Origin of the sequence: Hymenobacter sp. APR13 (assembly GCF_000737515.1) — a bacterium.
Lineage (GTDB): Bacteria > Bacteroidota > Bacteroidia > Cytophagales > Hymenobacteraceae > Hymenobacter.
Genome location: NZ_CP006587.1, coordinates 3,828,323 through 3,845,626, shown reverse-complemented (window position 1 = coordinate 3,845,626; position 17,304 = coordinate 3,828,323). Strand labels below are relative to the sequence as shown.

Genomic DNA, 17,304 nt, shown 5'->3' with positions numbered 1-17,304 from the left:
CGTCGGTTGCACAACCTGCGCAGGCCTGTGTTGCGTTTAACCCCCAAACTCTCTCCCCATGACTTCCTCCCGCTACTCTCCGGCCCGCACTGCGGCCGCTACTACGCCCTTCGACCAGGATGAGCGCCTGCGCTGGGTGGAGCGCGTTTCGCGCCTGCTCGACAGCCAGTTCAGCGTGCCCGGCACCGGCTGGCGCTTCGGCCTCGACCCGCTCATGAGCTTCATCCCGATTATAGGCGGCATTCCGTCGCTGGCCGTGTCGGGCGTGCTCATCCTCACCATGATGCGCCACGGCGCCAGCGGCAACGTGGTGGTGCGCATGGTGCTCAACGTGCTGCTCGACACGCTGGTAGGCGCCATTCCCGTCCTGGGCACCATCTTCGACTTCGCCTATAAAGCCAACGACCGGAACGTGCGCCTGCTGCGCGCCCACTACCAGGAAGGCAAGCACCAGGGCAGTGGCAAAGGCCTGCTTTTTGTGGCGCTACTGGGTCTGCTGGCCCTGTTTGGCCTCATAATCTGGGGCCTGTGGGCGGCCGGGGTCTGGCTCTGGCACTTTGGCGAAACCCAGCAATGGGTGTAGCTCAGCTGTCATTGCGAGTGAAACGAAGCAATCCTTCCCCTCCTTGCTCCAAACCCTCCTAATCAGCAAGCCCTCCGGCACTAGGTTAGCAACCTACTGCCGGAGGGCTTATTTATTAAGAAAGTGTCTGCCACGAGAGGAAGGATTGCTTCGTTTCACTCGCAATGACAACGGCTTACACGCTACCTTTGCCGGCGTGAAAAACCTCCGCTTATTCCTGCTGCTACCCGTAGTAGCCTGCCTTTCTTCCTGCCTCTCGCTCAACAGCGACGAGCAGCAGGCCGAAGCCGCCGAAAAGGCCGTGCTGGCCAAACACGACGAGCTGATGGCCCAGATGGACCAGCTCACCACCCTGCGCCAGCAGCTCCAGAAAACGCCCGGCCCCGACACCGTAGCCGCCGGCCGTCACCGCCGCGCCCTGCTCGCCGCCGATGCCGCCATGATGGACTGGATGCACCGCTACCAGAAGCCCGCCGATACCGTGGCCATGGCCCAACGGCTGGCCTATTTCGCCGCCCAGCAGCAGCGCATGGATTCCGTAGCCGGTTTGTTTCGAACCAGCCTCGACTCGGCCCGGTTAGTACTGGGTAAGTAGCCGGGAGTAGTTAGACAATGAGCAAGCAGGAGTTTTCTGCCAGGAAACGGCTGGCGCAGCCCGCGCCAGACAACCTGAACTCATTGCCTACTACCAGCTACTCCCTACTGAACACTCCACAAGCACTCCTTTTCGCATTGATAATGCTGTTTTCGAACCTGCGCCTTTCTCTTGGCCGCGCCGCCGCCGCCAGCCTGCTGGCGGCCGGGGCCCTGCTGCCCCTTGCCTGCTCCTCCCCCGATACGGCCGCCACGCAGCCGGAGCGCCTGCCCATCCAGGGCCTCAAATACGCCGAGCCGACTTCGCCCTCCGATACGCTGCCCGACCCGGTGCCGGCGTTCCGGCTGACCAACCAGGAAGGCCAGATCATCACCAACCAGACGTTTGCCGGCAAGGTCTACGTCACGGATTTCTTCTTCGCCACCTGCCCCAGCATCTGCCCCAAAATGCAAAGCGAGCTGCTGCGCGTGTATGAGCAGTTTAAAGGCAACCCCGACGTGCTGTTCCTGAGCCACACCATCGACCCGGCCCACGACTCCATTCCGGTGCTGCGCGACTACGCCGAGCGGCTGGGCATCAAGGACGCCTCGCGCTGGCACTTCGCCACGGCCCCCCACGACACCGTGTTTGCGCTGGCCAAGGCCTACATGACCGGCGCCCAGAAGGACTCCACCGTGCAGGGCGGCTACGCGCACAGCGGCACCTTTGCCCTCATCGACTCCAAGCGCCGCATCCGGGGCGTGTACGATGGCATGGAGAAAAGCCAGGTGGATCAGCTGATCAAGGACCTGCCCATCCTGCTGAAAGAGGAAGCCGAAACCCGCCAGACGGCCGCCAAATGAGGCCGCTGCTGCCTTTACTGCGCCTGAGTGCGGTGGCGGCTTTCGGCACGATGCTGGCGACGGCCACCGCCGGCTGCTTTTCCAACCGCCAGAACGAAGGCGCTACGCTCTACCAGAACCACTGCTCCAGCTGCCACGGCGAGCAGGGCGAAGGCCTGCGCCGCCTGATTCCGCCGGTGGCGGCCTCCGACTACGTGGCCCGCAACCGCGCCGCCCTGCCCTGCCTGATCCGCCGCGGCATGAAGGGCGACGTGGTGGTGAACGGCATCCACTACAACCAGGTGATGCCCGGCCACGAAGACCTCACCGACTCGCAGATCACCAACCTGCTCAACTTCGTGCAGCGCAGCTGGGGCAACCAGAACGAGCCCTACACGGTGCGGGAGGTGTCGGAGCTGCTGCAGCCCTGCCACGGCTCTGACGGCCAATAGCTGCCCGACGGTGAGATGGTGATATAGTGACTCTTATGTGCTGTAGACGGTATTTTTGGGCTGAAAAGCCAAAACTCCCAGCCTCACTATTTCCCCACCTCACCACTTCTGAGTAGATTGCACTTTCATCTTTCGTATTGATATGGGTCTGTTTGACTTTCTGAAAAAGAAGCCGGAAACACCGGAAACCTTCTCCGCTCCGTCTACCTCGCCGGCTACTCCCGCCGCCGATTCTGCTGCTGCCGCGCCAGCCCCGGCTGGTCCACGCTACAAAGGCTCCAACTACACACTGCCCGTAGAGGAAGCTCCCGCAGCCCCCATGATGCCGATGATGCCCATGATGCCCGCCGAGGAAGCCGGCGACGAGCAGATGATGGAATTCCCGTATCAGCCTACCAACATTCTGGAAGAGCTGCTGATGCGTGCCGTGCACGAGCCCAACCTGCGGCCCGCCTTCTACCAGGCGCTGCTGCACGAGCAACTGTACGCCGTAACGCTGCCCCAGGAAGGCCAGCCCGGCGGCGAAGTGCAGATCGAGCCCGGCATGGAAATTCAGCTGCAGGTGCTGCACGACGGCAACATTCCGCTGTTTTCGTCGGCTGAGCGCATTTTTGAGGGCGGCGTAACGCCCGAGTCGGTGTCGTACATCCACGTGCGCGGCCTCGATCTGCTGCAGATGGTGCAAGCCACTAACTGCGTGCTCAACCCCTTCTCGCCCGCCGGCAAGCTCCTCACCAGCCAGGAAATCCAGGATCTGCTGGTGTCTGACCTGGTGAACCTGCCCGCCGGCCCCGAAGGTGACCAGGTGCCCGTGCAACTGGGCCCACCTACCACCGAGCCTACGGAACTGCTTGCCGCCCTGCGCGAGTTCTGCGCCGGCAAGGAGTTCCTGGAGCAGGCCTACCTGGCCGAAATGCGTATCGAAAACAGCGAAGTACCGCCGCGCCTGCTGCTGGCTTTCCAGGCCGACAGCCCCGAGCAGAACCCCGAGTTCCTGCAGGAGCTGGGCCCCGTGATTGAAGGCCGCCTCGAAGGCTACCAGTTCGTGGATATGATGCTGCTCAACCCCACCAGCGACGAGCCGCTCAACCAGTATTTCATCCAGCAAGAGCCGTTCTACAAGCGCGGCTAATCTGGGTTCTTGAAGCCGTCATGCAGAGGCGGAGCTGAAGCATCTCGCCAGTGTAGTAGATGATTCTACCATACTGGCGAGATACTTCAGCTCCGCCTCTGCATGACGGTCTTATTTTCCTAACTGATCACCTCATCACTCTTTTGTCTGGCCAGCAGGCGGCGGAACACCGGGCGCAGCGCGAAGTTCAGCACCAGCCCTACTGGCACCGAGGCCAGCGCCCAGAGTATCAGGGCACCCAGCATGGCGTGCCAGAGCAGGCGCAGCGCCGCTAGCCAGTCGTGCCCGAACAGGTACTGCAGCTGCGCCAGCGTCAGCTCGGGGCCGGTGTTGCCGCCCAGCAGCGTGGCCCCGGCGTGCATGGCCGGGATGATGAGCAGCAGCTGCAACGGGCTCAGCAAATGGCTCACCAGCAGCAGCGCCGCCACGTTCAGCCGCAGGCGCACGGCAGCCACGCTGCACAGCAGCGTAGTGACGCCCAGCGTGGGCACCAGCCCGAAAATCACGCCCAGCGCCACCGTCAGCGAGAGTTGGGCGGGCGTGAGGCCCTGCCGGAGCACGTTCAGCACGGGCCCCACGATGCGGCGGCGCCACCAGCTGGCGGGCGCTGACGGCGGGGCGGCTACGGGCTCTGGCAAATCGGACGGCTTGGAAACAGGCACGGGCAAACAAAAACAGACGTACACGAATCAGGACGGGGCGCTACCTTCGTACGTTGCCCATCGGCCTTCGGCCACTGAACCAGCACGCAGGCCAGATGACAAAAGTACACGCGCCGGGCCCAACGCGCCGCCGCCTCTTCCTCGATATCCTGATTCTGCTGCGGCGGGCGGCCCGCGAGCTGGCCGCCAACGACCCGCTGCGGCTGGGCGCCGCCACGGCGTTTTTCACCACGTTTGCCCTGCCGCCCATCTTCATTATCCTGATTCAGGGCCTCAGCTCGCTGTATCCGGCCTCGGCGGTGCGCGTGATGCTGCTAGGCAAGCTTTCCAACCTGCTGGGCGCGGCCGCCGCCGGCCTGGTCGAGCAAATCCTGCAGAACGTCACCAACGTAGAGCGCAGCCGCCTCGTGACGTGGCTGGGCTTTGGCTTCCTGCTGTTCATCTCGACCACTTTGTTCGTGGTGATTCAGAACTCGCTCAACCAGCTCTGGCAGATCCGGCCGCGGCGCAACGGCGGGCGGCTGGGCAAGGTGCTGAAGGAGCGCAGCCGCTCGCTGGGCGTGCTGGTGGCCACCGGCGTGCTTTCGTTGCTGGCGTTTCTAACCGATGCGGTGCTGGCCTTCCTCGGCGACTACGTGCGCGACTTCGATGTCAACTTCAGCTACTATTTGTTTCAGTTCTTCAACCAGCTCACCTCGCTGCTGATTCTGGCGGCCTGGTTTGCCGTCACGTTTCGCAACCTGAGCGCGGCCCGGGTGCCCTGGCGGGCCGTGCTGCGCGGCGCGGCCCTCACCGCCATCCTCATCGACCTGGGCGAGTTTGTGCTGGGCTACCTGCTGGTGCCCCGCAACCTGGGTCCCATCTACGGCCCGGCCTCCAGCATTGTGCTGGTGCTACTGTTCGTGTTCTATTCGGCCATGATTTTCTACTTCGGCGCCTGCTTCACCAAAGCCTACGCCCACTACGCCGGCATGGACATCAAGCCAAAAAAGTCCGCCGTGCGCTACCGGCTGGTAGACGTAGAGGAGTAAACCGCCTGTCATTGCGAGGACGCAGGGCATTCCGCGCATCAAGCGGCGTCAATCTTTCCTCTTGTAGCAGACACCTTCCTAAGCAGCAAGCCCTCCGGCAAAAGGTTACTAACCTAATGCCGGAGGGCTTCGCTGTGAATTAACGCGCACATTTTTTAGAGGAAGGATTGCTTCGCTCTGCTCGCAATGACAATAAACGCTATGCCAAATAGGCCCGGCAGGCGTCGGCGCAGGCTTTGCAGGCGGCGGCGCACTGCTGGCAGTGGTCGTCGTTGTGCTTGGCACACTCGTTCTGGCAGAGCTGGCACACCTCAATGCATTCCTTCATAATATGCCGGGCATGCTCCGAGCCGCGGGCTACCAAACGGGCCGTGAGGGCGCAGATATCGGCGCAGTCCCGGTCGAGGCGGATGCAGCCCACCATGTGCTGCACGTGCTCCTCGGCGAGGCAGGCGGTGGCGCAATGCTCGCAGGCTGCTACGCAGCGGTTGAGGGCGTCGAGCAGCAGTTGTTTGTCGAGGGCGGAGATGGTGGGCTGGCTCATAGTTGAGTGGGATTAGGGGATTCGGAGTGATGAGTGGACTGGGTTTTACGCGCATCGGCGGCGCCCGGCCGTGCAGGATTCGGCCGGAACCCGGCACCTTGCCGGCCGGGTTATGGTTACGTCTCTGCTTTCACCCCGCTTGGTTTCGCCCTATCTTTACCCCATGTTATTTGCCGCCGAACCCCTCGCCCCCACGCTCGAATCTGCCCGTAAAGTCCTCAAGCAGTACTACGGCTACGACACCTTCCGGCCCATGCAGGAAGACATCATCGAGAACATTCTGGGCGGCCGCGACACGGTCGTGCTCATGCCCACCGGCGGCGGCAAATCGGTGTGCTTTCAGATTCCGGCCGTCGTCAGCGAAGGTGTGTGCGTGGTGGTGTCGCCGCTGATTGCGCTGATGAAAGACCAGGTGGAAGCCCTGAAGGCCAACGGCATTTCGGCGGCCTACATCAACAGCAGCGTGGGCCAGAGCGAGCAGAACGCCATCTGCGGCGACTGCCTCAACGGCTACATGAAGCTGCTCTACGTCAGCCCCGAGAAGCTGCTTTCCGAGGGCTTCCTGCAGTTTCTCAAGCGGCTTCGCATCAGCATGTTTGCCATTGATGAAGCCCACTGCATCAGCTCCTGGGGCCACGACTTCCGGCCCGAGTACACCCAGCTGCGGGTGCTGCGCGAGCAGTTTCCGCAGGTGCCCATCATTGCCCTCACCGCCACTGCCGACCGCCTCACCCAGCGCGACATCCAGCAGCAGCTGCGCATGCACGAGCCGCAGGTGTTTCTCTCCAGCTTCGATAGGCCCAACCTCAACCTCATCGTGCGCCCCGGCCAGGACCGCGTGGGTGGCATCCTCGACTTTCTGGGCCGCCACCCCGGCGAGGCGGGCATCATCTACTGCCTCTCGCGCAAGCAGTGCGAAACCCTCACGGCCAAGATTCAGGCCAAGGGCATCAAGGCCGGCTTCTACCACGCCGGCCTCACGCCCAACCAGCGCAGCGTGGTGCAGGAAGGCTTCCTGAAAGACGATTTGCAGGTGATTGTGGCCACCATTGCCTTCGGCATGGGCATCGACAAGAGCAACGTGCGCTGGGTGATTCACTACAACATCCCCAAGAACATCGAGGGCTACTACCAGGAAATCGGGCGCGGCGGCCGCGACGGCAGCCCGGCCACGGCCGTGCTGTTCTATAGCTTCGCCGACGTGATGCAGCTGCGCGAGATGCTGTCCAAGGACAATCCGCAGCTCACCCAGCTCAACCTCACCAAGCTGGAGCGCATGCAGCAGTTTGCAGAGGCCGCCAGCTGCCGCCGCAAAATCCTGCTCAACTACTTCGGCGAAACCCTGGCCACCGACTGCGGCAACTGCGACATCTGCCGCAACCCGCCCACCACCTTCGACGGCAGCCTCATTGCCCAGAAGGCGCTATCGGCAGTGGTGCGCATGCGCCAGCGGGCCGGTATTGGCCTGCTGATTGACGTGCTGCGCGGCATGCGCAACCAGGCCGTGCTGTCAGGCGGCTACGACCAGATCAAAACCTACGGCGCCGGCTCCGACCTGCCCTACCTCGACTGGTACAGCTACATCCACCAGATGCTGAACGACGGCCTGCTCTACATTGCCTATGAGGAAGGCTACGCCCTGAAAATCACGGACCTGGGCCGCGAGGTGCTGCAGGGCCAGCGGCCACTGGCGCTCAAGAAGTTCCAGCCATCCGAGAAAGCCGAGAAGCCCACACGGGGCCGCAAAGCCGCGGCCGCAGCCGCCGCGCCGGCCAGCCGCGAGGCGCAGCTGTTCGAGGCCCTGCGCGGCCTGCGCAAGCGCATCGCCGACGAGCAGGGCGTGCCGCCGTACGTCATCTTCACCGATGCCACGCTGCAGGAAATGGCCCAGGAGCGCCCCATCAACCGGGTGGCCATGCTGGGCATTTCGGGCGTGGGCATGAAGAAGTTCGACACCTACGGCGAGGCCTTTATCCGCGAAATCATGGCCAACGGCGGCAACCCCGCCGCCTTGGCCGAGCTGGACGAAGACACGCTGCCACTGGCCACTCTCGACCCCGACGACCCGGGCGCCCCCCGCCCTGCCCGCAAGCGCGAAGCCAACACCGAAGCCGGCAGCACCGCCGAAACCTCGTTTCAGCTGCACCGCATGGGCCTGAGCGTGGAAGCCATTGCCGAGCGCCGCGGCCTGGCCGTATCCACGGTGCAAACCCACCTGACCACCTGCTACGCCAGCGGCCAGGATTTGCGCATCAGCGACTTTCTCACGCCCGAGGCCCTGGCCGAAATCCAGACGGCGCAGGCCCAGCTCGGCGGCGGCCCCATGCTCCGCGACCTGTTCGACCACCTGCGCGAGAAATACGACTACTTCCGGCTGCGGCTGGCGCTGATGTATTTCAAGAAGCTGAAAGGCGAGTAGCAAGCAAGGGTAAGTACCGCGAAAGTCCGTTTCGCGGTACTGAGTGACGCGAAACGGGCTTCCGCGGCACGCTAAAAAATTACTAAAAAATTTCAGCTAATTGAATTAGTATTCGCGTAGATGGGTTCGTATCTTCGTGAGCCGGTAATTCTTTACCGTTGAAGCCTTTTACCTGGCTCCCCCTGCGACATGATTAACACGAACCTCAAATTCTGGCGGCGCGAACTGGCCCTGACGCAGGCCCAGATGGCCGAAAAACTGGGTATCAAACGCTCCCTGGTGGGTGCCTACGAGGAAGGCCGCGCCGAGCCCAAGCTGGCTACGCTCGTGAACATGGCCCGCCTGTTCGGCATCTCGCTCGACCAGCTGGTCACTACCGACTTTAGCAAGAAAAAGAACGCCAAAGCCGCTGTCCGTCAGCTGGAAGCGGCGGGCACGCCCGGCACCACGCCTACGCGTCCCGGCGGCAGCCTGCGCATACTGGCGCTTACCGTTGATAAAGACCAGAACGAGAACATCGAGCTGGTGCCGCAGAAAGCGGCAGCGGGCTACCTCAACGGCTACGCCGACCCCGAGTATCTGGAGGAACTGCCCAAGTTCCGCCTGCCCATGCTGGGCAGCACCGGCACCTACCGCGCCTTCGAAATTGCCGGCGACTCCATGCTGCCCATTGCCAGCGGCACGGTCATCGTGGGCCGCTATATCGATGACTGGATGAGCCTCAAGGACGGCACGCCCTGCATCGTGGTGAGCAGCAAGGAAGGCATCGTGTTCAAGCGCGTCTTCAACCGCCTCAAGGAAGGCGCCATGCTGGCCCTGCACTCCGACAACCCGGTGTACTCGCCCTACGAAATCGATGTGGAGGACGTGGTGGAAATCTGGGAGGCTAAAGCCTATATCAGCAGCACCTTCCCCATTGCCGATCTGTCGCTGAGCCGTCTGGCCAGCATTGTGCTGGATCTGCAGCAGCAGGTGAGCACCATGAAGAAAGTGTAAGGCGCTGCCTGCGGGCAAGTGTTTTACTACAAAGCCCATCCGGCCTGGCGCTGGATGGGCTTTTTGTTGTTCGATCCTGAACCCGGTGGCAGGCTTGGGCACACCGGAAATCTAACTTCGCCGACGGTTAGCGCGTAAAGGCCCTACATCTCCAACCACGCCCTGCCATGCTCCAGGTTATTCCCGCCACCGACCGCCACCACGCGGCCCCGGTACAGTGGCTCAACAGCTACTTCCTCTTCAGTTTCGCCGACTACTACGACCCGCAGAACGTACATTTTGGGCCGCTCCGGGTATTCAACGACGACACCATCCAGGGCAATTCCGGCTTTCCGCAGCATCCGCATTCCGAAATGGAAATCGTGACGCTGGTGCTGGAAGGCGAGCTGCAGCACGAAGACACGATGGGCAACAAAGCCACTATCAAAAAAGGTGAAGTGCAGCGCATGACGGCCGGCACTGGCCTGGCACACTCCGAGAAAAATAACGGCGCCACCCAGGCCCACATCTACCAGCTCTGGTTTCTGCCCAACCAAAAGGGCCTGGCGCCCAGCTACGAGCAAAAAGACGTAGACTTCCTGGACTCGAAAAACGAATTGGTCCCGCTGGTATCCGGGCAAAAGGTGCTGGAGGATGTGGTCTATATGAACTCCAACACCACCATTTACTGGTGTAACCTACGCGAGGACAAAACTGTTACGTTCAAGACCTTCCCTATTCGCAACACGTTTGTTTACGTGAAGGAGGGGATGCTCTATATCAACGGGGTCGATATTGGCCCCAACGACCAGGTACGTTCCACCGACGAGCATGTACTGGAAATCCGTGCTTCCAAGGACGCGCAGTTTATCCTGATTGATTTGCCCGCCAGTGAAGCCAACTACTAACGCTTCGGCATGTCACTAGAATTTCCCAAGTCCCTGATTCCTGAAAATGAGGCGACGCGTCTGCGTACGCTGCACCATTATCAGATTGTCAATACCACAGCCGAGCCAATATTCGACGACTATGTGGCGTGGTCGGCACAGCTGTTCAACACACCTATTTCACTGATTTCGCTGGTCGACGATGACTACGTACATTTCAAGGCCTTGACCGGCGCCGAGGGTGTGCCCGGCCTCGTGCGCGGCGATAGTATGTGCTCGGCGGCTATTCTGCTGGATGCTCCCGTGGTTACGGGCGACTACTCGGCCCAAAGCTGCAGTCTCATCAGCACGGATGTGGCCCAGTCGTTGGGACTCAACTTCTACGCCGGCTCAGCCCTGCGCATGCCTGATGGCTCGCGCATCGGGATGCTGGCCGTGATTGGACGCGAAGCCCGTGGTCTGTCGCCAGTGGAAACAGAGGTACTCAGCCAACTGGCGGGCTTGGTGAGCCGCACTATTGAGCTACGGCTGGCTTACCTCAACTCGCAACAGCCCGACACCTGGGATGCCGCGCAGCAGGAGCTGGCCGAAAACCTCGACGAAAACGCCGCCCTGGCCCGCTACCTCACTACCCGCAACGGCCGCATCGACCTTGATGACGACGATGTGCTGGCCCTAGTGCAGCGCCGCCTGAAAAGCGTAACCAAAGTCTTGGACCGCCGCATGGCAGAAGTGGTATAGGTTTGGCCTGAACAAGTCATTTTCAACAAAAAAAGCAGCCCATAATCGGGCTGCTTTTTTGTTGCGGGTAAGTGGATGATGCGGCCCGGACGACTGACGGCCGCCTTTACATGGTGTATTTACGGCCTTTGTTCTGCTCTTTCAGGTAGGCCATCAGGGGCTGGAAATACTCCACCATGGCGCGGGCCGACAGGTCTTCGCCGGTTTTCTCTTTCAGCACGGTGCGCCAGTCCTTGCTGGCGCCGGGCCGCATGATGTCAGCCAGAAACGCGCCCACCTCCTTGCTGCCGTAGTAGTTGGTGGCGTGCGGGTCCTGCTTGAGGATGTTTTTGCTGATGTGGTCGTGGAGCTGGAACAGGATGACGTAGCTCAGAGCGTAGTCGTAGTACTGCGCGGGGTCGTCGTTGATGTGGGTTTTGGTGGCCGGGTCGAGGTACTGCTCGCCGCGCGTGGTGGGCGGCACGATGCCCTGGTACTTTTTGGCCAGTTCCCACCATTTGGCATTCAGCTGGTCGGCGGGCAGCTTGTCGGCGTAGAAGCTGTTTTCCCACTCGCTCATCACGCCCGAGGCAAACGGGATGAAGGTGGCGTAGTTGAGGGCTTCTTTGAGCAGCGTCTGGGTCTGGTCGGTTTTCGACTTGGCATCTACCAAACCCAGGCCGGCCAGAAAGGGCTTCTGGGTGGCGGCAAGGCCCATCAGGCTGCCCATGGCCTCGTGGTAGGCGCGGTTGGCGCCGCCGCGCAGCAGCACTGGCACGTCGGGGTTGGTGTAGGTGAGGTAGTAGTAGATGTGGCCCAGCTCGTGGTGGGTGGTTTCGTACCACTCAGTGTTGCCCTCCACGCTCATCAGGCTACGCACGTCCTGATTAAGGTCCATGTGCCAGGCCGAGGCGTGGTTGTTTTTCTTATACGCCGCGCCGGCGGGCAGCGGGTAGAGGCTGGATTTCTCGTAGAAGACCGGCGGCAGGGCCGGGAAGCCCAGGCTCTGGTAGAACCGCTCGGCCTGCTTCACCTGCCACTCCGCCCCTTTTTTGGCCAATACCGGGTCGAGGTCGAGGCCTTTCACGTCGACCATGGCGCTCCAGTCCTGGCCCCAGCGGTTGGGCAGCCAGGAGGCCGGCAGGTAGTCGGGCACCTGCTTCTGGCCGTACTTTTTGGCCAGCTCGTAGCGGGCGTAGGTGTGCAGCTCGCGGTAGAGCGGGCGCAGCTCGTCGTTGAGCTTGCGCACCAGCGTCAGCATTTCCTCACGGCTCAGGCCGTAGTCGGAGGCCTGGTAGGTGAAGTAGTCGGGGTAGCCGAGGGCCTGCACGGTCTGGTTGCGCAGGTCGCGCAGGTTGAGCAGGCCGTCTTTGAGCGTGGGGCCGATTTCCTTGCTGGCTTCCCAGATCTGCTGGCGCTTCAGCGGGTTCTTTTCCTTGCGCAGCAGCTCATCCAGGTCGTTGGTCGTGACGGACTTGCCGGCGTACTTGTAGTCGAAGCCGTAGAGCTTCTCGGTCTGGGCGGCTTCGGCCTTGATGCGGCGCTTCACCACGTCGGCAATGGTCTGGGGCGAGTTGGCGGCGTTGTAGAGGGCCGTTTGCAGCTGCTTCACCTGCAGCTCCGTGAGCTGGTCTTTGTGGTCGAGCAGTTCGCGCAGCTCCTGGATGTTGGCCGCTGAGCCCGTGAAGGCCGCCATCCGCTCGTTGGCGCGGGCCGTGGCCCCAGCGTTGCTGGTGTCGCCGGGTACAATGTGGGTGTTGGAACGCCATTCGGCCTCGGTGGCCTGGGTGTAGAGGCGCTGGTACTCGGCAGAATAGGCCTTGAGGAAGGTCTCGGCGCGCTCGTCCCAGCGGGGGACGGCAGGCTGGGTGGCCGGCTCGGGTGCGGCGGTGGGGGCTGTGGTGGCCGTGGGCGTTTTGGCGGTGGGCGCGCAGGCTGTCAGCAGGGCCGCCGCCGTGAGGGTGGGCAGGAAGTAGCGTTTCATCGGAGCTGGAAAGGCAGGAAAACGAACGAAGATAGAACAACGCTCCCGTTCAGGCTGGCCGCTGCATCAGCGGGCCGCTTCCGCTACAGTAGGCGCCGTTACGCGGCCTGTGCTTCGTGCTGCTCCAGGTGGCAGTCCTTATACTTTTTACCGCTGCCGCAGGGGCACTGGTCGTTGCGGCCGAACTTGCGGCGGCTGCGCAGGCGCTTGAGCCACTCGCGCGGGTCGACGGCCCAGCGCTGGAAGCGGCTCTTGGGGTTCTGGCGGAAAGCCAGCAGCAGCTGGCCATACAGTTCCGGATGGTGCTGCTGCAGCTTCTCGGGCTTCTCAAAGAAATACTCGGTCACGACGGCAAAGAACTCGGCCTCGTTGGTGCCGGCGTAGTCGTTGATTTCCGAGTTTCCGGCCCGGATAGCCGCAATTTCGCGGGCCATTACGGCCTCCCACTCGGGGCGCAACGCCGCCGGAAACACCGTGGCGGGCACGCCGTCAATCACGCCGTCGGCCTCATCCAGCAGGTGCGCAAACTCATGGATGCCCACGTTCTGCTTGTCCAGCGAATCCTGAAAGCCGCGCTCCAGCGAGGCCTTCGAGAGGTGCATGTAATGGGAGGTCTGGAAGTTGCGCACCGAGCCTAGCAGCGTGCCGGCCAGCGGCGCAACTTCCTTGTTGGGGTCCTGCTGCTCTTTCCAGGCATCGGGCACCACCAGCACCTCGCTCAGGTTGGCATACTCCCAGTCGGGAAAGCCAAACACCGGAATGACCGCCGAAGCCGCCACCAGCACCCGCGTGGTATCGTCGATGTCGGTCTGGATGCCGGTGATGAGCGTCTGGGCCAGAAACACCTGTACCCGCTTCTCGAAGCGGCCTTTCTCCACGGGCGTGAGCGAGCCGTAGAAGGCCACCCGCCCGGTGAGAATCTGCCGCCATTCCGCCGGAAAATCCTCGGCCAGGGCGGCCTCTGTACGGCGCGAATCGGCAGTGAGGTAGCGGTAGAACAGAAACAGCACCACGGCCACGATGGCCGCAAAAATCAGGTAAGGCATGGCTGAATAAACGACCAGAAGGTCGTTTGGTTGTACGATGTAGCGACGCGTATTCGCGTCTCGTCGTTGGTTAGATGGCGCGGTTACGGTCGTTCAACGACGAGACGCGAATACGCGTCCCTACACTGTCCAGCGCCTACACACCGCTTGTGGATGCTGCTACAGCTCCGGCAGGTGCTCCCGTAGCCGCTCGCGCAGCAGGTCCTGCAGAATGTGGTCCATGAACTGAAACTTGTCGGGGATGCGCAGCACCACCAGCGGCTTGCCGGCCAGCTCCGGCCCGAACTTCTGGCGCAGGATATCGGCGTGTTTGCGCTCCATCACAAACACCGCATCGGCCCAGCCCAGGTGCCCCGCCGTGACGCGCACCCGCGCCCCCGGCTCGGTACCGGCCGAGCGGGCGTCGTAGGTCGGGTGCCCGTCAAACAGCCGCTCCGCCGTGAGGCTACGCCAGCGGTTCTGGCTGCAGATGAACAGGAGTTGGCGGGGCAAGGTGAGGCAGTGTTAATATTAAACAGAACGTCATTCCGAGCTCCGCTCGGAATGACGTTCTGAAAGGAGTGACGTTCAAATAGATTTTCGGCGGCTACCGAACCTCGGTTACGCGCACTTTCTTGCCTTTCACTTTGGCACCCAGCAGGCGCTGCACCACGTCCTGCACTTGGCCGCGCGGCACGGCCACGTAGCTGTAGTAGTCGAACACCTCGATATGGCCGACCTGCTCGCGGGCCACACCGCCCACGTTCACGAAGGCGCCTACCAAGTCGTGGGCACTGACTTTGTCTTTCTTACCGGCCGTGACGTGCAAAGTCACGTTTTCGGGCTTGGGAGCTTTGGGGGCGGCAGGCGGCAGCTTGGGCGCCTTCATATCGCTCCATTTGATAGTTTCCGCCACGGGCCACTTCTTCACGTGGGCCTGCTCTTTGAGCGTGGCCAGGATGTGGGCCGTGCCGGCTGCGCCGGCGCGGGCCGTACGGCCGGCACGGTGCTGGAAGCCGTCGGCCTTGTCAGGGGCGTCGTACTGCACCACGGTATCGAGCAGGGTTACATCGAGGCCGCGGGCGGCTACGTCGGTGGCTACCAGCACCTGGCTGGAGCCGTTGCGCAGCTTCAGCAGGGCCTTGTCGCGCTCGGGCTGGGGCATTTTGCCGTGCAGCACCTCGGCCGCTACTTCGCGGCCCTGCAGGAAGCGGGCCAGCTCCATGCACCGGTCGCGGGTGTTGCAGAAGATGAGGGCGCGGCCGGTTTCAGGCTGGCGCAGGATGTGCAGCAAAGCCGCCGGCTTCAGCTCAATCGGGCCAACGTGGCCGATCAGGGTGAGGTTTTCGGGCAGCTGGTCGTCGTCCTGGCCCAAATTCACGACGCGGGGCCGGGTGAGGTTTTTGCGGATCAGCTCCAGCACCTTGTCCGACATGGTAGCCGAGAACAGCAGCGTCTGGCGGCGGCGCGGCAGGCGCTTCACAATCTCCACCAGCTCGTCCTGGAAACCCAGCTCCAGCAGCTTATCGGCTTCATCAAGCACGAGGCTTTTGAGCTGGTTCGGGATGATGGTGCGGCGCTCCAAGTGGTCGAGGAAACGACCGGGCGTGGCTACCACAATATGCGGCGCCTGCGTGAGGGACGCTTTTTCCTCGCCGAAGGCGTGGCCGCCGTAGAAGGCTGCTACGCGCAGGTTGGGCAAAAACTTGCCCATTTTCTTGAGGGCGTCGCGCACCTGCAGGGCCAGCTCGCGGGCGGGCACCAGCACCAGCATCTGCACGGCGTCGTTTTTCACGTCTACCTGCTGCAGCAGGCCGAGGCCGTAGGCGGCAGTTTTGCCGGAGCCGGTGGGCGCCTGCCCGGCCACGTCCTGGCCGGCGAGCGTGAGGGGCAGCACCTGCTCCTGCACGGGCGTAGGCTGGATGAACTGCAGCTCTTCGAGGGCTTGCAACAGGTAGGGCGCGAGGCCGAGGTCGGCGAAGGAGGTCATAAACTTGGAATTAGCCTGCAAAGGTACGCAGTTCCGGGGCCTCACCCCCTAACACCCACTCCAAAGGGAGAGGAGGAACTAGTTTTTTAGGAATAATCACCTTAACCCCCTTCTCCTTTTCGGAGAAGGGGGTTAAGGTGATTATCCAGAACCAGAATTAGAGCCCCTCTCCTTTTTCGGAGAGAGGGTGAGGCGACTAGCGCTAGCTCTCCTGAGCCGGGGTCCGGCGCGAGCCCTGGTACAGCTCATACTTGAGCAGGCGGCAGTCAATTGGGCCGTTGTAGAGCGGGATGCGGCGCGAGGTTTTCAGGCCCACACGCTTGGCAGCCTCCAGGTTGCCGGTGAAGATGTAGGCGTCGTAGCCCTGGAAGCCGGTTTTGAGCGTGTCGCCGATGGTTTTGTAGAGGGCGTCCATCTCGGCTTCCTCCCCGATTCGCTCGCCGTACGGCGGGTTCATCACCACGAGGCCGGGCTCGCCTTTGGGGGCGGTGGCGTCCTTCACATCGCGCACAGCGAAATGGATGAAGTCTTCGAGGCCGGCAGCTTCCACGTTTTCGCGGGCCAGCTCGATGAACTCGGGCGAGAGGTCGGAGCCGTAGAGTAGGGCTTGGGGCTCGTCGAGGCGGGCCTGCTCGGCGTCGAGGCGCACCGATTCCCAGAGGGCCTTATCGAAGTCCTGCCAATTCTCGAACCCGAACTTGCCCTGGTGGTAGAGGCCGGGCGCGATGCGCTGGGCAATGAGGGCGGCCTCGGTGAGCAGCGTGCCGGAGCCGCACATGGGGTCTACGAGGGTCTTTTTGCCGTCCCAGTCGGCCAGCAGCAGGATGCCGGCGGCCAGGGCCTCGTTGAGCGGGGCCACGTTGGTTTGCTGGCGGTAGCCGCGCTTGTGCAATGACTCGCCCGACGAATCGAGGCTGAGCACCACCTCGTTGTCGAGCATGTGCAGGTGCAGGCGCACGTCGGGGTTTTTCACGTCCACGCTCGGGCGCTGGCCGGTCCGGTCGCGGAACTGGTCCACGATGGCATCCTTGGTGAGCTGGGCCACGAACAGCGAGTGCTCGAAGGTGGACTTATTGACGACGGCCGTAATGGCAAACGTCTGGTCGGGCAGGATGTAGTCGGCCCAGTCGATGCGGCCTACTTCGCGGTAGAGGCCCTTTTCGTGGGGGGCGTAGAAGCCGGCGAAGGGCCGCAGGATGCGCACGGCGGTGCGGCACCACAGGTTGGCCTCGTAGCACAGCTGCATATCGCCGACGAACTCCACAGCCCGCTGGCCCACCTTTTCGATCTTGGCCCCGAGCTGGTAGAGCTCCTCGGCCAGAATTTCTTCCAGCCCGAACTGGGTGGTGGCGGTCATGTAGAACGGGGCGGAGCGGCGGGCCTGGGCCATAAGCGGGGTGTTGCGTAAGGGGTGAAGGTGCAAAGGTCGGGAAAGTAATGGGCTTCGGCCGCACCCGCTCTATCTTTACCCGCCCCCTGCCGTG

17 protein-coding genes are annotated in these 17,304 nt (G+C 62.6%); 10 read left to right on the top strand and 7 right to left on the bottom strand.

Going from position 1 to position 17,304, the window contains the following annotated elements; genetic code table 11:
- Positions 1-58 precede the first annotated feature (58 nt).
- From N008_RS16000 to N008_RS15980, 5 genes are all read left to right on the top strand, one after another.
- Entirely contained in the window at positions 59-583 is a 525-nt protein-coding gene (locus N008_RS16000) for a DUF4112 domain-containing protein (RefSeq protein ID WP_052381632.1), read from the top strand.
- Positions 584-779: 196 nt separating this feature from the next.
- Positions 780-1,178: a hypothetical protein gene (locus N008_RS15995; RefSeq protein WP_044017434.1), complete on the top strand. Its 399-nt coding sequence runs from the start codon at positions 780-782 to the stop codon at positions 1,176-1,178.
- A 143-nt stretch (positions 1,179-1,321) separates the two neighbouring features.
- Entirely contained in the window at positions 1,322-2,020 is a 699-nt protein-coding gene (locus N008_RS15990) for an SCO family protein (RefSeq protein ID WP_044017433.1), read from the top strand.
- Positions 2,017-2,451: a c-type cytochrome gene (locus N008_RS15985; protein WP_231569730.1), complete on the top strand. Its 435-nt coding sequence runs from the start codon at positions 2,017-2,019 to the stop codon at positions 2,449-2,451. Before N008_RS15990 ends, N008_RS15985 begins: the two co-directional genes overlap by 4 nt.
- A 142-nt stretch (positions 2,452-2,593) precedes the next feature.
- On the top strand, positions 2,594-3,583 hold the full coding sequence (locus N008_RS15980) for an enhanced serine sensitivity protein SseB C-terminal domain-containing protein (RefSeq protein ID WP_044017432.1): 990 nt from the start codon (positions 2,594-2,596) through the stop codon (positions 3,581-3,583).
- A 119-nt stretch (positions 3,584-3,702) separates the two neighbouring features.
- Here the strand turns inward: N008_RS15980 and N008_RS15975 are convergent, their stop codons facing one another.
- On the bottom strand, positions 3,703-4,245 hold the full coding sequence (locus tag N008_RS15975) for a DUF2062 domain-containing protein (RefSeq protein ID WP_197062876.1): 543 nt from the start codon (positions 4,243-4,245) through the stop codon (positions 3,703-3,705).
- A 95-nt stretch (positions 4,246-4,340) separates the two neighbouring features.
- Here N008_RS15975 and N008_RS15970 point away from each other — a divergent pair, with 95 nt between their 5' ends.
- Positions 4,341-5,276, top strand: a complete 936-nt coding sequence (locus N008_RS15970; RefSeq protein WP_156109350.1) for a YihY/virulence factor BrkB family protein — start codon at positions 4,341-4,343, stop codon at positions 5,274-5,276.
- A 199-nt stretch (positions 5,277-5,475) separates the two neighbouring features.
- Here N008_RS15970 and N008_RS15965 read toward each other — a convergent pair whose 3' ends face one another.
- Positions 5,476-5,820: a four-helix bundle copper-binding protein gene (locus N008_RS15965; protein ID WP_044017430.1), complete on the bottom strand. Its 345-nt coding sequence runs from the start codon at positions 5,818-5,820 to the stop codon at positions 5,476-5,478.
- Between the two features lie 163 nt (positions 5,821-5,983).
- On the opposite strand from N008_RS15965, the gene recQ reads away from it, so the two are divergent.
- The 4 genes from recQ to N008_RS15945 all read left to right on the top strand — a co-directional run bounded on the left by recQ (position 5,984) and on the right by N008_RS15945 (position 10,842).
- A complete protein-coding gene (gene recQ, locus N008_RS15960; RefSeq protein WP_044017429.1) occupies positions 5,984-8,239 on the top strand; it encodes a DNA helicase RecQ in 2,256 nt (751 codons plus the stop codon).
- A 189-nt stretch (positions 8,240-8,428) separates the two neighbouring features.
- Complete coding sequence (locus tag N008_RS15955) at positions 8,429-9,235, top strand: XRE family transcriptional regulator (RefSeq protein WP_044017428.1); 807 nt, start codon at positions 8,429-8,431, stop codon at positions 9,233-9,235.
- Positions 9,236-9,402: 167 nt separating this feature from the next.
- A complete protein-coding gene (locus tag N008_RS15950) occupies positions 9,403-10,122 on the top strand; it encodes a pirin family protein (RefSeq protein WP_044017427.1) in 720 nt (239 codons plus the stop codon).
- Between the two features lie 9 nt (positions 10,123-10,131).
- Positions 10,132-10,842: a GAF domain-containing protein gene (locus N008_RS15945; protein WP_052381629.1), complete on the top strand. Its 711-nt coding sequence runs from the start codon at positions 10,132-10,134 to the stop codon at positions 10,840-10,842.
- A 106-nt stretch (positions 10,843-10,948) separates the two neighbouring features.
- On the opposite strand, the gene N008_RS15940 is transcribed toward N008_RS15945, so the two are convergent.
- From N008_RS15940 to N008_RS15920, 5 genes are all read right to left on the bottom strand, one after another.
- Positions 10,949-12,805 (bottom strand): M2 family metallopeptidase, encoded by a 1,857-nt coding sequence (locus N008_RS15940; RefSeq protein ID WP_044017426.1) that lies wholly within the window; start codon positions 12,803-12,805, stop codon positions 10,949-10,951.
- A gap of 98 nt (positions 12,806-12,903) precedes the next feature.
- The gene (locus N008_RS15935) at positions 12,904-13,851 is read right to left on the bottom strand and encodes a zinc-dependent peptidase (RefSeq protein ID WP_044017425.1); all 948 of its coding nucleotides are present in this window, start codon (positions 13,849-13,851) and stop codon (positions 12,904-12,906) included.
- A 159-nt stretch (positions 13,852-14,010) separates the two neighbouring features.
- The gene (locus N008_RS15930) at positions 14,011-14,343 is read right to left on the bottom strand and encodes a low molecular weight protein tyrosine phosphatase family protein (protein WP_044017424.1); all 333 of its coding nucleotides are present in this window, start codon (positions 14,341-14,343) and stop codon (positions 14,011-14,013) included.
- Positions 14,344-14,437: 94 nt separating this feature from the next.
- The gene (locus tag N008_RS15925) at positions 14,438-15,820 is read right to left on the bottom strand and encodes a DEAD/DEAH box helicase (protein ID WP_044017423.1); all 1,383 of its coding nucleotides are present in this window, start codon (positions 15,818-15,820) and stop codon (positions 14,438-14,440) included.
- A gap of 202 nt (positions 15,821-16,022) precedes the next feature.
- Positions 16,023-17,243 (bottom strand): class I SAM-dependent RNA methyltransferase, encoded by a 1,221-nt coding sequence (locus N008_RS15920; RefSeq protein ID WP_231569729.1) that lies wholly within the window; start codon positions 17,241-17,243, stop codon positions 16,023-16,025.
- Positions 17,244-17,304: the final 61 nt, after the last annotated feature.